General features: G+C 65.6%; 11 protein-coding genes. 5 read left to right on the plus strand and 6 right to left on the minus strand.

The window, feature by feature from the left end; genetic code table 11:
* Window positions 1–77: 77 nt before the first annotated feature.
* From guaD to NFI08_RS18485, 3 genes are all read left to right on the plus strand, one after another.
* Window positions 78–1,373 carry a guanine deaminase gene (guaD, locus tag NFI08_RS18475; RefSeq protein ID WP_108447845.1) on the plus strand — a complete coding sequence of 432 codons (1,296 nt, stop codon included), beginning with the start codon at window positions 78–80 and terminating at the stop codon, window positions 1,371–1,373.
* 152 nt (window positions 1,374–1,525) lie between these two features.
* Window positions 1,526–2,572 (plus strand): oxygen-dependent tRNA uridine(34) hydroxylase TrhO, encoded by a 1,047-nt coding sequence (gene trhO, locus NFI08_RS18480; RefSeq protein WP_108447844.1) that lies wholly within the window; start codon window positions 1,526–1,528, stop codon window positions 2,570–2,572.
* Window positions 2,573–3,195: 623 nt separating this feature from the next.
* Window positions 3,196–4,158 (plus strand): cytochrome-c peroxidase, encoded by a 963-nt coding sequence (locus tag NFI08_RS18485; protein ID WP_108447987.1) that lies wholly within the window; start codon window positions 3,196–3,198, stop codon window positions 4,156–4,158.
* 349 nt (window positions 4,159–4,507) lie between these two features.
* Here NFI08_RS18485 and NFI08_RS18490 read toward each other — a convergent pair whose 3' ends face one another.
* From NFI08_RS18490 to NFI08_RS18515, 6 genes are all read right to left on the minus strand, one after another.
* Window positions 4,508–5,503: an adenosine deaminase gene (locus NFI08_RS18490; protein ID WP_108447843.1), complete on the minus strand. Its 996-nt coding sequence runs from the start codon at window positions 5,501–5,503 to the stop codon at window positions 4,508–4,510.
* 47 nt (window positions 5,504–5,550) lie between these two features.
* Complete coding sequence (cydC, locus tag NFI08_RS18495; RefSeq protein ID WP_349591202.1) at window positions 5,551–7,356, minus strand: thiol reductant ABC exporter subunit CydC; 1,806 nt, start codon at window positions 7,354–7,356, stop codon at window positions 5,551–5,553.
* Window positions 7,340–9,004 carry a thiol reductant ABC exporter subunit CydD gene (cydD, locus tag NFI08_RS18500; protein ID WP_349591298.1) on the minus strand — a complete coding sequence of 555 codons (1,665 nt, stop codon included), beginning with the start codon at window positions 9,002–9,004 and terminating at the stop codon, window positions 7,340–7,342. The genes cydC and cydD overlap by 17 nt, the downstream gene beginning before the upstream one ends.
* A gap of 130 nt (window positions 9,005–9,134) precedes the next feature.
* Window positions 9,135–10,133: a cytochrome d ubiquinol oxidase subunit II gene (gene cydB, locus NFI08_RS18505; protein WP_108133771.1), complete on the minus strand. Its 999-nt coding sequence runs from the start codon at window positions 10,131–10,133 to the stop codon at window positions 9,135–9,137.
* 4 nt (window positions 10,134–10,137) lie between these two features.
* Window positions 10,138–11,547, minus strand: a complete 1,410-nt coding sequence (locus NFI08_RS18510) for a cytochrome ubiquinol oxidase subunit I (protein ID WP_108133772.1) — start codon at window positions 11,545–11,547, stop codon at window positions 10,138–10,140.
* Between the two features lie 306 nt (window positions 11,548–11,853).
* Complete coding sequence (locus NFI08_RS18515) at window positions 11,854–12,843, minus strand: calcium/sodium antiporter (protein ID WP_108447840.1); 990 nt, start codon at window positions 12,841–12,843, stop codon at window positions 11,854–11,856.
* 169 nt (window positions 12,844–13,012) lie between these two features.
* Between NFI08_RS18515 and NFI08_RS18520 the strand changes: the two genes are divergently transcribed.
* Together NFI08_RS18520 and pqiB are read left to right on the plus strand one after the other, a co-directional pair.
* Window positions 13,013–14,452, plus strand: coding sequence for a PqiA/YebS family transporter subunit (locus NFI08_RS18520; RefSeq protein ID WP_108447839.1), 1,440 nt, complete (start codon window positions 13,013–13,015; stop codon window positions 14,450–14,452).
* Window positions 14,449–16,137, plus strand: a complete 1,689-nt coding sequence (gene pqiB / locus NFI08_RS18525) for an intermembrane transport protein PqiB (protein ID WP_108447838.1) — start codon at window positions 14,449–14,451, stop codon at window positions 16,135–16,137. Before NFI08_RS18520 ends, pqiB begins: the two co-directional genes overlap by 4 nt.
* The last annotated feature ends 16 nt before the right edge of the window (window positions 16,138–16,153 follow it).

Here is a 16,153-nt window from a genome sequence, read left to right on the forward strand (position 1 = left end):
CGCCCGAGGCTTTTTCCGGAACTTCCGCCGGCGCCTCCACCAGTCCCGCTGGCGGCCCCTGCTCATCGAGCTGGGTCATGCGTGCGCGCATCCTCAGCTTCAACGCCGATCCCGGCGACGGCGACACCCCGCTCGAGGGCAGCGTCAGCTACTTCGCCGACGGCGTGCTGTGGTGGGCCGAGGGTGTCGTTCAGGCGGTGGGCGACTATACCGAGCTCGCCCCCCACCTGCCCGCCGACGCCAGCGTCATCGACCACCGCGACAAGCTGGTGATGCCAGGCTTCATCGACAGCCATGTGCACTACGTGCAGCTCGAGATCATGGCCTCCTACGGACGCCAGCTGCTCGACTGGCTCAACGAGTACACCTTCCCCGAGGAATGTCGCTTTGCCCAGCGCGAACACGCCGAGCAGATGGCCGACGTCTTCCTCGACGAACTGATGCGAGTAGGCACCACCACCGCCCAGGTGTTCTGCTCGAGCCATCCGGCCTCGACCGACGCCTTCTTCAGTGCGGCCCAACGCCGCGACCTGTGCATGCTGGCCGGCAAGGTACTGATGGACCGCCATGCCCCCGACGCGCTCACCGACGACACCTACGGCGGCATCCGCGACAGCGAGCGCCTGATCAGTGACTGGCACGGCACCGCGCGTCTCGGCTACAGCGTCACCCCGCGCTTCGCGCCTACCTCCACCCGCGCCCAGCTCGACGCCGCCGGAGGCCTTCTGCGCAATGACCCGAGCCTGTGGCTGCAGACCCACCTGTCGGAGAACCTGGGCGAGCTCGACTGGGTGGCCGAGCTGTTTCCGGGCAGCCGCGACTACCTGGCGGTCTACGAGGAATCCGGGCTGGTGGGGCCGCGCAGCACCTTTGCCCACGGCATCCACCTGGACGACGAGATGCGTGCGCGACTGGCCGAGCGCAGCGCCAACATCGCCTTCTGTCCCAGCTCCAACCTGTTTCTCGGCAGTGGCCTGTTTGACCGGGCCGGCGCCCGGGCCCAGGGGCTGAATCTGACGCTTGCCAGCGACATCGGCGCCGGTACCGACCTGTCGGGACTTGCCACCCTCAAGGCGGCCTATCAGGTCGGTCAGCTCAGGGGCACACCACTGACCGCCTGGGCGGGTTTTCATGATCTGACCCGAGGCAACGCCGTATCGCTGTCGCTGGACGATCGCATCGGCAGCCTGACCCCCGGTCGCGACGCCGACTTCGTGGTCATCGACCTGTTCGCCTCGCCGCTGCTGGCCCGACGCATGGGGCGCACCCAGTCACTGGCAGAGGAACTGTTCACCCTGATGATGCTGGGGGACGACCGCGCCATCTACGAGACCTGGGCGGGGGGACGCCTGCAGCACCGCCGCCAGACCTGAAGAACCCGACGACAGGCGCCGGCGACCGGCGCTTGCACTGGGTGATGGCTGGCCGGGAAATTCCTCGGCGAGTGCGCTAGAATGCGCGCCTTGAATACCACACGCTGCCAACGCTGCTCCGGATTTACGCTCCGGCTCGCACGAGGACAACCATGAGTCACGATACCTCACCCCCTGACACAGCCACCGAAACCGCCACTTCTGGTCCAGACACCCTGGTGGTGTGCGCGCTTTACAAGTTCGTCACCCTCGACGACTACGAGGCGCTGCGCGAGCCGCTGCTCGACACCCTGCTCGAGCATCAGGTGCGCGGCACCCTGCTGCTGGCCCGTGAAGGCATCAATGGCACCGTCGCCGGCACCCGCCAGGGCATCGACGCGGTGCTCGCCTGGCTGCGCGCCGACCCACGCCTGGCCGAGCTCGACACCAAGGAGTCACTGACCCGTCGTGCGCCCTTCATGCGTACCAAGGTCAAGCTCAAGCGCGAGATCGTGACCATGGGCGTCGAGGGCATCGACCCGCGCCATACCGTCGGCACCTACGTGGACCCCAAGGACTGGAACGACCTGATCCAGGACCCCGAGGTGCTGCTGATCGACACCCGCAACGACTACGAGGTCGAGGTCGGCACCTTCGAGGGCGCGGTCAATCCGGCCACCAGCGCCTTTCGCGACTTCCCCGAGTACGTGAAGAAGACCCTGGACCCGAGTCGCCACAAGAAGGTAGCGATGTTCTGCACCGGCGGCATCCGTTGCGAGAAGTCCACCGCCTACCTCAAGGAGCAGGGATTCGAGGACGTCTACCACCTCAAGGGCGGCATCCTGAAGTACCTGGAGGACGTACCGAGGGACAAGACCCTGTGGCGTGGCGAGTGCTTCGTGTTCGACGACAGGGTGACCGTCGACCATGACCTCAAGCCCGGACGCTATGACCAGTGCCACGCCTGCCGCATGCCGATCACCGAGCAGGACAAGCAGAGCGAGTACTACGAGAAAGGCGTCTGTTGCCCGCGCTGCTACGACCGTCTGAGCGACGAGCAGAAGGCCCGCTTCGCCGAGCGCGAGCGCCAGATGCGCCTCGCCCGGGAGCGCGGCGAAGCCCACCTGGGCGCCGACGCGGTGGCACGCATGGAAGAGCGTCGCGAGGCCAAGCGACGCGCCAGGGAAGCGGCGCGCGAGGCCAATCGCCAACAGGGCTGATACACGGCTTCTGGTGTTGCACGCCCGTTGATGCACGCCGGCTCATGCACGCCAGCCCTCTAGCCACAACATCAGCAACACCACCCGCCAGACCAAACAAGAGGCGCCCTGGGCTTTCTACCAGAGACGGGCGCCTCTTTTGCGTGTCACCGAGCACTTCGCCGGTAGCGAAGGGCGCGCCGAAGCGCCCCCCAAGTGCACTGAAAGAAACGGCGCCGGCCTGTTCAATCGCTTCCTCGCCTCGGTCGGCGATCACGCCGAAAACACCTCAAATTCCGACGCTTTCGCCTCGACATCATGCCTTAACAACTTTCCACACCACCCATTGCCTGAAAAGCGGCCGCTGCACACACAAGATCACCTATTACTAATACCAGCGCGGGCAAGCCACAGTGTCATCTGGTGACAACAAGCACGCCTTGGCATCGGGATTCGTCGTCGACCTGTGCCGATACTGGTTTACCCCATGCCGTTCGCCGAAAAACGGCAGCCCCAGGTCGCCCGCCCAGACGGCAAACCGTGACGTGACGCAACGAAGGGAATACATGATGCGACCTTGGCCCAACTACCTTCCCCCTGTTCTGGCCGGCACTTTCTTGGCCAGCACTTTTTTGGCCTGCAGCATGGCCGTCGCCTCCCAGGCGTCGGCGGCAACCACATCAGACACCGAATCCGCAGACCAACAAGACTATCGGCAGTATTTCACCCCGCTACCCTCACTTCCCCCCATCCCCGCCGACAACAGCCTCACCGCTGAGAAGGTAGCGCTTGGCAAGATGCTGTTCTTCGAACCCAGGCTGTCAAAGAGCAGCAACATCAGCTGCGCTTCCTGTCACAACCCGGCCCTGGCCTGGACGGATCGACTGCCGACGGCGGTCGGCCACGATGGCCAGGTGGGAGAACGCAACTCCCCCACCGTGCTCAACTCGGGTTTTCTTGGCTCACAGTTCTGGGATGGTCGCGAATCCGACCTGGAAGGCCAGGCGTTGGGTCCTATCCAGAACAGCATCGAGATGGCCCACGACCTGGACGGCGCCCTTGCCCGCCTGTCAGCCATCGAGGGATATTCCGAACTGTTCCAGACGGCATTTCCCGCCGACGAGGCCCCGCTGTCCTCCGGCAACCTGGCCGACGCCATCGCCAGCTTCGAACGCACGCTGAATACGCCGAATGCTCCGCTGGATCGCTACCTGCTCGGTGACGAGGCTGCCCTGACCGATCAGCAGAAGGCAGGCATGAAGGACTTCGTGGACGTCGGGTGCATCAGCTGTCACCGCGGCGCCAACTTCAGCGACAGCCTGTTCCACCCGATCCAGGTGCCGGGATCGGATGATCTCGGGCGCTTCGCGGTCACCAACGAGGAAAGCGATCGCCAGGCCTTCAGGACGGCCTCACTGCGCAACGTCGCCCTGACCTACCCCTACTTTCACGACGGCTCGGCCGAGACGCTTGAAGACGTCGTGCCCATCATGGGCGAGCAGATGCTCAAGCGAGAGCTTGATGAAGCGACCGTCGAACGGCTGGTCAGTTTCCTGCATGCTCTGACAGGAGAGCAGCCAGTGGTCACGGTACCTGCTCTGCCCTGATCCAGCCCTGATCCAGCCCTGATCCAGCCCTGATCCAGCCCTGATCCAGTCCCGGGCCAGCCCCGAACCAGTACTGCCACCAATAGCCCCCTGCAAACGCCAGCGCCGCCTCCCCCGACAAGGGGCAAGGCGGCGCTTGACGTGCCAGTCCCGGCGTCCGGCATTGTCTGAAACGTCGGCGAACGCAGGCACTTTTGCGGCAAGGCCTAGGCGCTGTCCGAAAAGTCGACGAGCGAAGGTTAGACAAGGCAAAAATCGGTGAGAAAGCGCAGTTTACGGGGTGTAAATGAGCATTTTGATCCGATTTTTAACGCCGTATTACCGAGCGCAGGCACTTTTAAGACAAGCCCTAGGATTCCACCAGCCGCTGTCTCAGCGCCTGCCTCCTCTCCTCATCCATGAAGGCAGCCTCGATGGCGTTGCCGGCCAGCCACTTGAGGGTCTCGTTGGACCAGCCGAAGGCCTGCTGACAGGCGGCAAAGTTATCGCGCATGCCACCGCCGAAGTAGGCCGGGTCATCGGAGTTGATGGTTACCACCAGTCCTGCGTCGATCAGCGCCGGCAGGCCATGATCTTCGAGCCGTTCCACCACTTTCAGGCGCACATTGGACAACGGACACACCGTCAGCACGGTGCCTTCGTCGGCCAGCCGCTCCATCAGCTCGATGTCCTCGATCGCCCTTACGCCATGGTCGATGCGACACACCTGAAGCTCATCCAACGCCTCGCGGATATAGCTCGGTGGCCCCTCCTCACCTGCGTGGGCCACGCGCTCAAGGCCCAGCTCCCGCGCCCGGGCAAAGACCTCATGAAACTTGCTCGGCGGATTGCCTCGCTCAGCGCTGTCCAGCCCCACGGCACTGAAGTGGTCATGCCAGGGCGTGCTGTCCTCGAGCAGCTGCATGGCATCGGCGGCGGGCTGATCACGCAGAAAGGCGAGGATCATGGCGGTGGAAATATCCAGCTCGGAGCGGGCCTTGGCGCAGGCGGCCGTCAGGCCTTCCATCACCTCGGACAGCGCCACGCCACGGGACAGGTGGGCCTGGGGATCCACGTGCATCTCGATATGCACCACCCCCTCGGCGGCGGCGCGCCGGAAGTAGTCCATCGCCAGGTCCTCGAAGTCCCGGGCGCGGACCAGCACGCTCATGCCCTGATAGTAGAGATCGAGAAAGGACTGCAGGTCGCTGAAGTCGTAAGCCTGTCGGGCCGCCTCGATATCGGCGTATGGCAGGCTGACCCCGTTACGCTCGGCCAGCGCAAACATCAGCTCCGGCTCCAGCGTACCCTCGATGTGCAGATGCAGTTCCGCCTTGGGCAGGCGGGTCAGAAAGTCGTCGGTCATGGTGTCTGGCCCTGTGGCATCGAACCGTAGAAATCAGGTGTCATCTTTCACATGGTGACGCATTCGCCCCGGGCTTGCCATGGCGTACCGGTCGCCATCTCGATGACCCTGGGGATGTGCTCCATGCCGGGCGACGGCGAGTCGGGATCATGATGGTGCACCAGCATCAGCACCGTGCGTCCGGCCAGCCAGGGGCTGATGCCCTCGGCCACCCGCCGCGCGGTGGCCGCATCCAGCGAGGCAAAAGGCTCATCGAGCACTACCAGGGCGGGATCGGTCAGCCACAGACGCGCCAGACCCAGACGTCGCGCCTGGCCGCCGGAAAGCTGTCGCCCCCCTTCCCCCACGCGTGTCTCGAGCCCGCCGGGCAGACCCTGCGCCCAGTCGGCCAGGTCTACCGCAACAAGCGCCTGCCAGAGCCGCTCCGGGCTCGCCTCGGGGGCGCCCAGCCGCAGATTCTCGGCAAGGCTTGCGTCGAACAGCTCCACCCGCTGGGTCAGACAGCCCACTTGGCTGCTCAACCACTGAGGGTCCAGGGCTTCCACCACTTGGCCGTCCAGGGTCAAGCGACCCTGGTGGCCTCGCAGCTCCCCGGCAAGCAGCGCCAGCAGCGTCGACTTGCCACTGCCGGAGGGGCCACAGATCGCGGCCCTCTCCCCCGGCGCCAGCCGGAAGCTCAGGGGCGACAGCGCCTGATCGAGCGCCCGCGGATAACGAAAACTCAGCGACGTAGCACAGACCTCCAGCCCTCCACACTCGGCAGTCCCGCTTCGAGGCGCAGCGTGCACTGCAACAGCTCGGGTGGTGTCTGATGAGACATTTGCAGGCGCTGCACGCTGCTGGTCGATGGCATTGAGCCGCTCGGCGGCGGCGAGGCTTGCGCCGGCCAGGGTGAAGGCGGCGGGCAGACTTGCCAACCCCTCGGCCAGGGCCAGCGAGGCCAACGGCAGCATCACCAGCACGGCGGCGCCCAACTGGCCGCCACCGAAGGCGGCGAGGCCACCGATCAATACAAGCCACCAGGCGCCCCCCATCACCAGCGTCGTCAGAACATTGCCAAACCCGGTGATCAGTGACAGTCGCCACTGAGCCGCCAGCAGCTCGTCCTCGAGGGCTTCAAGCTCGCCACGGCGGCGCGCCAATGCGCCGTAGGATTCGAGTTCACTCAGACCGCCAAGGGTTTCGATCATGGCCGAGCGCAGTCGCTCCAGCCCGACGACGCGGCGACGACAGGCCGCAAGACCCAGGCGGGCCTGTCCGAGGGTCAGCCAGCTCCAGCCGAACAGCAGCAAGACACCCAGCACCAGCGCGGCCTGGGGCAGCCACACCGCCACCAACGCTACCAGCACCGCCCCCAGCACCAGCGCCATCGCCGCCGGCGCCAGCAGCCGCAGGTAAAGCGCGTCGAGGGTATCGATATCGGCGGTCAGACGGTTGAGCCAGTCCCCGGATCGCCTTGCCCCGAGGCTGGCGCCGTCCATCGCCACCAGGCCCGAGAAGCAGCGCGCCCTCAGGCGTGCCAGCAGTCGCAGGATGGTGTCGTGGTTGTAGAGGCGTTCGACGTAGCGTGACACGGTGCGGGATACCGCAAACAGACGAATGCCCGCCCCTGGGGTGTAGACGTCCAGGGTCGCCGCCATACCCGCGGCCAAGGCCGCGCCGGTCAGCGCGCTGGCGGTGATGAACCAACCCGACACCGCCAGCAGCCCCAGCGCCGACAGCGCGGTCAGCACCATCAGCACCACGCCAAGCACCAGGCGCCGACGAAACGACGCATGCACCTCGATCCACGGACGCAGACTGGCAATCCCCGCAGCGAATCCCGTATCCGTGCGCTCAGTCGACGACGCCATGGGCCACCTCTTGCTGTTCTCTTCCACTCGCGGTGACTCGCCCATCGAGCAGCTCCACACGCCGGTCCCCAATGGCCAGGATGGCCGGGTGATGGCTGGCGATGACCAGCGCCCGGCCCTGGCCGGCCAGACGCCGAAAGCCGCGAATCAGTACCGCTTCGGTCTCTCGATCCAGACTCGCCGTCGGCTCGTCCAGCAGCACCAGCGCGGCATCACTCAGGAACACCCGCGCCAGCGCCAGGCGCTGGGCCTGCCCGCCGGACAGGCCCAGGCCATTTTCGCCGATCCGGGTATCGAGTCCCTCGGGCAGAGCCGCGACCAGCGGCTCAAGGCCCGCCTGCTCGAGCGCAGTGCGCAGGTCGTCATCGCCAGCGTTCGGCGCCGTCAGGCGAAGATTGTCGGCGAGGCTGCCCTGGATCAGCAGCGGGCGCTGGTCCATCCAGGCAAAGGCGATGCCCGGTGCCGATTGGCGCGAGCCCTCGCCAGGCCCGACAAACCCCGCCAGCATCGCCAGCAGGCTCGACTTGCCGGCACCCGATGGGGCGCTGATCACCACCACTTCACCGGCGTCCACCCGAAAGTCCAGCGGACCCAGCACGCGGCCACGCCCAGGGTGATCCAGGCAGGCGCCTTCGAGCCGCACAAGCTGGCCACCGGACAACACTGAAGAAGCGGGACTTTCCGTCGCGCCAGGCGCCGAGACGGGCGACACTCGCGACGGATCGATGGGTTCATCGAGCAGTTCCGTCAGGGCCTGGGCGGCGGCCAGCGCCGAGGCACGATCGTGGTAGTGCTGGGACAGTGTGCGCAGCGGCTGAAAGAACTCCGGGGCCAGCAGCAGGATGGTCAGGCCACTGGCCAGCGTCAGCGAATCGGCCACCTCCAGCGGCAAATCCCCGAGCAGGCCAAAGCCGATGTAGATAGCCAGCGCCGCAATCGCCACCGAGGAGAAGAATTCGAGCACCGCCGATGACAGAAAGGCCAGTCGCAAGGGCTTCAGGGTGCGCCGGCGATAGTCGTCGGCGACCTGGGCAACCTCGTCGGTGACCCTGTCGCCGGCACCGAACAGTCGAATGGTGGCGATGCCCCGCACCCGATCGACGAAGTGCCCGGACAGTCGCGTCACCGCCGCGAACTGGTCGCGATTGAGCGATTCGGCGCCCATGCCCACCAGCGCCATGAACAAGGGAATCAGCGGCGCGGTGATCGCCAGCAGCAGCGCCGCCAGCCAGTTGTGCCAGGCGATGATGGCGAAGATGACCAGCGGCACCACCATCACCACCCGAAGTTGCACCCAGAAACGTGAGGTGTAGCCGTCCAGTGCCTCGACCTGTTCGACAAGGCGATGGGCCAGGCCGGCACTGTGATGGCGACCGGCACGCACCGGTCCCAGCGCAAACAGATGCTCGAGCAACTCGTGGCGTACCGCGCGACGAAGGCGCTGGCTGGCTCGCAGGGCCAGGGTCTCCTGAGCAAAGCCAGCCCCGGCACGCAGCGCCATAAGCCCCAGTAGAGAGACTAACCAGGGCCAAAGCTGGCTCAGGGAACGCTCACCCTCGATCGCCAGTACCAGCACCTTGGCCAGCAGTACCCATTGGACCACACCCGCGAGTCCTGCCAGCACCGCGAAGGCCGCGGCCAGGGTCAGCGAACGACGCTGAGCCCCGGTGTGCTGGTCGAGCCACCGCCGCGCCCTGGTGGCCTCGCCGCGAGACGACTCAGAACGAGGCGACTCAGAACGAGGCGACTCAGAACGAGGCGACTCAGCACCAGACGACTTAGTGATAGCCGCCCCCTCTTACCTTGCCGCGGAACACCCAGTAGGACCAGGCGGTGTAGCCCAGTACCACCGGGATCACGAACAGCACCCCGAGCAGCAGAAACAGCTGGCTCTCCGGAGCCGAGGCGGCGTCCCACAGGGTGATGTCCGGCGGGATCAGGTAGGGCCACTTGCTGGCCACCAGCCCCAGGTAGGTGAAGAAGAACAGTCCCAGGGTAGCCACGAACGGCTGGCCCTCGCGGCGACGGGCCACCGAACGCCACACCATGGCGGCGCACAGCAACGCCAGTGCCGGGAACACCCAGAACAGTGTCAGGTGGCCGAACCAGCGCTCACGCACGAAGTCGTCGACGAACGGTGTCCAGATACTGATCACGGCAAAGCCCGCCAGCACCAGTCCCAGCAGCCTGGGCGTAATGCGGTAGGCCCATTCCTGCACCTGCCCCTCGGACTTCAGAATCGTCCAGGTCGCCCCCAGCAGCGCATAGCCCGCCATCAGTGCAAGGCCAGTGATCACGGTGAAAGGTGTCAGCCAGTCGAAAGGACCGCCCACGTAGACATTGTTGGCGACCTCGAAGCCCTCGATGTAGGCGCCGACCACGACCCCCTGACAGAAGGTGGCGACCATCGAGCCCCAGCAGAAGGCACGGTTCCACCAGTGGCGATTACGTACCGACTTGAAGCGGAACTCGAAGGCGATGCCACGGAAGATCAGGCCGGCCAACATCAGGAAGACCCCAAGATAGAGCGCCGGCAGCAGGATGGTATAGACCAGCGGAAAGGCCGCCAGCAGTCCCGCCCCGCCGAGTACCAGCCAGGTCTCGTTGCCGTCCCATATCGGCGCTACCGAGTTCATCATGACGTCCCGGGCGTGCTCGTCCGGGGCGAAGGGATAGAGGATACCCACCCCGAGATCGAAGCCATCCATCAGGATGTACATCATCACGCCGAACCCGATGATCAGCGCCCAGATGGCAGAAAGGTTGATCAATTCCATGTCATCAGCTCCCGAACTGGCGGCCGGCGTCGGCCTCGAGGGTGGCGTGGGCGGCGGACAGCGGGCGCTTGGCCGTCTCGACCTCGTCGTCGTGGGGCTCCTCGGCCAGCATTCCCTGGCGCACCACCCGGGTGAGGTAGTAGCCCCCGGTCAGGAACACCACCGCGTAGACCAGCACGTAGCCGATCAGGGTGGCGAGCACCATCCAGCCACTGAGCGACGGCGTCACCCCCTCGGCCTGGGTCATCATGCCGTACACCAGCCAGGGCGCGCGGCCCGCTTCGGTGACGAACCAGCCGCCCAGCACCGCGATAAAGGGCGCCACGCTCATCAGCCTAAGCGTCTGCAGGAAGGGGCGGCTCTTGTACAGGCGACCGCCACGGCGCAACCACAGGCCGGTGAAGGCCACCGCGATCATCAGCATGCCCATGCCGACCATGGCGCGGAATGACCAGAACACGAACCACACCGGTGGTTGCTCCTCTACCGGGACCTCCTTGAGCCCGGGCACCTCGCCGTCCAGGTCATGGGTCAGAATCAGGCTGGCCAGGCGCGGAATGCCGATCTCGAAGTGATTTTCCTGGGCCTCCTTGTCCGGCCAGGCGAACAACAGCAGCGGCACCCCGGACTGGGTCTCCCAGTTGGCCTCCATCGCCGCCACCTTGGTCGGCTGATGCTCTAGCGTATTGAGGCCATGGGCGTCGCCAACCACCGCCTGTACCGGCGCCAGCACCAGCAACAGCCACATGCACATGGACAGGGCCTTGCGGTTGGCCTCGACGTCGCGGCCGATCAGCAGATACCAGGCGCTGACGCCGGCCACCACGAAGCCGCCGGTCAGGAAGGAAGCCAGCGCCATGTGGGCAAAGCGATAAGGGAAGGAGGCATTGAACATGGCCTCGCCCCAACTGGTGACGCTGAAGTGGCCGTCGATCATTTCCACCCCGGCGGGGGTCTGCATCCAGCTATTGGTGGACAGGATCCAGAAGGCCGAGATGAAGGTGCCCACCGCGACCATGATGGCGGCGAACAGGTGAACCCCCTCGGCCACCTTGCCACGTCCAAACAGCAGCACCCCGAGGAAGCCGGCTTCCAGGAAGAAGGCGGTGACCACTTCATAGCTCAGCATGGGGCCGAGGAAATTGGACGTCGCCTGACTGAAGTTGCTCCAGTTGGTTCCGAACTGGAAGGCCATGACGATCCCGGAGACCACGCCCATGCCGAAGACCACGGCGAAGACCTTGACCCAGAAGGCGGCCAGTCGATCCCAGGCAGGATTGCCGGTCTTGTAGAAGAGTCCATGCAGGACAGCGACATAGGACGCCAGCCCTATGGTAAAGACGGGGAAGATGGCGTGGAAGGATACGACGAAGGCGAACTGTATACGTGACAGAAGCACGGGATCCAGTTCCATGAGCGACTCCTCGAGGCAGGGATGACCGACGGCACCGCCCTGCCTCGGGAACACAACCGGACGAGGCAGGACAGCATCGAACCCGAGCGGAATCTAGCCGACAAGAGACGGCCTTGCTCAGCCGCCCCGCTCAGCTACTATGCACAAACATGCATTCCCGATCCCGCTTGCCCTCCAGCATAGAGGCCCCGCCGGCCTCTGTCCCATGGCCAATTGTCGCACGCACCCATGGCCGATCACCTACCCGCTTGTCCGCCCACCTCCCTTGCCTTTGCCGTGACAAGGGCACCGTAGCCAGGTGTCAGGTCATGCCTGCCCCAGCACCAGCGATACCAGATAGGCGGTGTAGGCCAGGTACACGGCAACCAGGACGCCACCCTCGAACCGATTGATGCGCCCCGCCCGGCCCTTCCAGCCCAACGCGAACACCGCCATCATCAGGGTCATGGCGGTCATCAGCGACCAGTCTCGCATCAGCACCTCACGCCCGGCCTCGATCGGCGCGATGACGGCAGCCAGGCCCACCACCCCCAGGGTGTTGAACAGGTTGGAGCCGACCACATTGCCCAGCACCAGATCATGCTCCTTGCGACGCAGGGCACTGATGGACGAAGCCAGTTCCGGCAGCGATGTGCCGATGGCGACCACGGTCAGTCCGATGATGACGTCGGACACCCCGAGCCCCTGGGCGATATCCACCGCGCCCCACACCAGCAGCCGGGAACTGACGACCAGCAGTGCCAGGCCCAGCACGGTAAGGAAGATGCCCTTGCCCAGCGACATGGGGTGAGCATCGAGTTCCTGCACGGTATCGGTGGCCAGGGCGTCCGCCCTGGCGGCGGCTTCCTCGCGACGGCTCTGGATCACGCTTGCGACCATGAACACCAGCAGCGCCAGCAGCAGCAGCGCGCCCTCCAGCCGGGAGACAAGCCCGCCCCACATCATCAACGCCGACACCAGGGTGGCGGCACCGAGCACCGGCAACTCGCGCCGAATCACCGATGAATGCACCGCCAGCGGGGAGATCAGCGCCACCAGCCCCAGGATCAGGCCGATGTTGGCGATATTCGAGCCATAGGCGTTACCGAGTGCCAGCCCCGGGTTGCCCTGTGCCGCAGACAGCGCCGACACCGTCAATTCAGGTGCCGAGGTGCCGAAGCCGATCACCAGCATACCCACCAGCAAGGGCGACAGTCCCAGCCGCGCAGCGGTGGCCGCGGCGCCCTCGACAAAGCGTTCGGCGCTCCACACCAGCACCACCAGGCCACCCAGAACCGCCAAAACGGGAAGCAACATGTCAACTCCTCACCCATGATATCGGTCGCATCTTTGTCTATGGTGTCACCCACGTCAACGTGCCACACTATTTAATTCGCAGGATCAGCTTGTTAAGCCATCAGCGCCTGATTCGCGACGAAATGCAGACGAACAGAACCCTCTTCAAGACCGGAGTCCCCCTACCACTGTGACGACCCCCGTACGTGGCCCCCTGGAACGGATCCGCAACGCCTCCGTCACCCAGCATCCTCCCCCCGAGGTGCGCATCAGGTCGCGCCGGCGCCTGCGTGCCTGTCACGAGTGCGACTGGATCATGGCGCTGCCGCCGCTGCGTCCCGGTGAAGAAGCGGACTGTGTCCGCTGTGGTCACGACCTGGTCAAGCGTCATGCCTTTCCCGCCCAGCGCAGCCTGGCGCTGTCGCTGGCATCGCTGGTGGCACTGGCGCTGGCCCTGTCCTTTCCGTTTATCGGCTTCAGCACGCGGGGTGTCGGCAACGAGATAGAAGTGGCCCAGACCGCCACCCAGATGCTCGAGCATCACCAGCCCATCGTCGCCATGGTGGTGCTGATGTCGATCATCGTGTTGCCGGCGATCTATCTGCTGACGGTGGTGTGGCTGCAGATCAGCCTGATGCTGCCCCGCCGTCTGCCCTATAGCCGCACTCTGGCCCGGGGCTTGTCGCATATTGCCCCCTGGCTGATGGCCGACGTCTTTATCGTCGGCACCATGGTGGCGCTGATCAAGGTGGCGGGACTTGCCGAAATTTCCCTCGGACCGTCGTTCTGGGCCTTTATCGCCTACGCCATCCTGCTGCTGGCGACGACCCTGTCACTGGACAAGGACTGGCTGTGGTTCTCGCTCAGCGGCGAGCCGCTGGCACCGGAGGGCACGCGTACCGGCGAGACCGCTGCCTCCCAGGGGCTCACCGGCTGCCCCACCTGCGGGCTGATCAACTGCCTGGACAGCGAGGGCCATGGCCGTTGCGTGCGCTGCAGCGAGAAGCTGCACGCCCGCCGCCCGCGCAGCCTGCAGACCACCTGGGCGCTGCTGTTCACCGCCGCAGTGCTCTATATCCCCGCCAATGTCTATCCCATCATGTACACCACCAGCCTAGGCAGCTCCGACCCGCAGACCATCATTGGCGGTGTCATCTACCTGGTCAGCCACGGTTCCTGGCCGGTGGCGCTGGTGATCTTCGTGGCCAGCGTCATCGTGCCCATCGGTAAGCTGCTGGCGCTGGTCTGGCTGTGCCTGGTGGCGCCGCGGGCACCGGGCATGCGCTCGGTGGTGCGAGCGCGGCTCTACCGATTGACCGAACTGATCGGACGCTGGTCGATGGTCGACGTCTTCGTGGTAGCCATCCTGGTGGCCCTGATCCGCGCCGGTGCGCTGATGTCGATCGATCCTGGCCCCGCTGCGCTGGCCTTCGGTGGCGTGGTGATCATCACCATGCTGGCGGCCATGAGTTTTGAGCCTCGCCTGCTGTGGGACGGCAGCGAGGATCCCTGCAACCCGATGGACTCCCGGGATGATGACGGGTTGCACGGCGACCACTCGGGCCTGGCGTCCGACGCCGCCCCTTCACCCCATCGCACTGCGCCGGATGAACAAGGAAGCACACCATGAGTGACGCCGATACGCGCCACCCCGACAACCCGCCAGCGCCGTCCAGCAAGGACATGCACCGCGCCGCGCCGACCCAGCAGAAACGGCTGTCGCCGGTGTGGATCGTGCCCTTTGTGGCACTGCTGATCGGCGCCTGGCTGGTCTACGACAACTATGCCAGCCGTGGCCCCCAGATCGCTCTGCACCTGCCATCCGCCGACGGCATCGAGGCCGGCAAGACGTTGATCAAGACCCGTAACGTGGAGGTCGGCAAGGTCACCTCGGTAGCACTCAGCGACGATCTCTCCGGCGTCGAGATCACCGCTCAGATGGAACCCCAGGCCGAGAAGATGCTGGTCGAGGACACCCATTTCTGGGTGGTCAAGCCGCGCATCGGGCGCGAGGGTATCAGCGGACTCGGCACCGTTCTCTCCGGTGCCTATATCCAGCTCGAGCCGGGTCAGAGCGAGGTGGATGCCCGTGAATTCGACGTCAGCGACCAGCCCCCGGTGGCGCCGCCGGGGGCCCAGGGACTGCGCCTCAACCTGGTCAGCCAGGTCGGCAACTCGCTCAGCGTCGGTGACGCCGTCACCTTCCAGGGGGTCAGCGTCGGACGGGTCGAGGAGGCCGACTTCGATGTCTCCACCCAGAGCATGCACCACCGCATCTTCATCGAGAGCCCCTACGACACCCTGGTCACCGAGAACACCCGCTTCTGGGCCACCAGCGGCATCGACGTGCGCTTCGGTTCCGACGGCTTCCAGGTCCAGGTCGAGTCGCTGGAAGCGCTGCTCGGCGGTGGAGTCACCTTTGGCGTGCCCGACGATATTCCCGCTGGCAAGGAGGCGGAAGAGGACGCCACCTACGAGCTCTATGCCGATGAGGAGGCCGCCCGCCAGGGTACCTTCAATCGCTATCTCGAGTACGTGCTGCTCAACGAGGACACGGTGCGTGGCCTGTCCCGCGGCGCGCCGGTGGAATTCCGTGGTGTGCGCATCGGCACCGTGGCAGCCGTCCCCTGGAACTTCACCTCGCCCCAGCCGGAAGACCGCGACAAGCTGGCCATCCCGGTACTGATCCGCATCGAACCCCAGCGTCTGGGCATCGGCGCCAACGAACTGGATCTGCAGGAGTGGCGTGAGCGCTTCGACCGTCTGTTCGAGCGCGGCCTGCGCGCGACCCTCAAGAGCGGCAGCCTGTTGACCGGGGCGCTGTTCGTCGACCTCAAGATCGACGAAGAGCTGCAGGGCCAGTATCTGGCCGAGACCTTCGCCGACCGCCCGGTGTTCCCCACCGCCTCGGCCGGCCTTGCCCAGATCCAGGCTCAGGTCACCGCCCTGCTCGACAAGCTCAACCGCCTCGAGATCGAGCCTATCCTGTCGGGACTCGACCGCAACCTTCAGGTCTCAGAGGCGATGCTGACCCAGGCCCGCTCACTGGTGCAGAGCATGAATAACCTGCTCGACAACCCCGAGACCCAGGGCTTGCCCGGCAACCTCAACCAGACCCTGGTCGAGCTGCGCCGCACCCTCGACGGGCTGTCGCCGGAATCCAGCGTCTACCAGGACCTGACCCGCACCCTGAACGAGGTCGAACGTCTGGTGCGTGACCTGCAGCCGGCCGCTCGCAAGATCAGCGACGATCCCCGCGCGCTGCTGTTCGACAGCATCCAGACCGAGGACCCGATCCCGCGGGCACCGCGCTGATCGCCTCCCGCCCGAG

Origin of the sequence: Halomonas sp. EF61, assembly GCF_040147045.1 — a bacterium.
GTDB lineage: Bacteria > Pseudomonadota > Gammaproteobacteria > Pseudomonadales > Halomonadaceae > Halomonas > Halomonas litopenaei.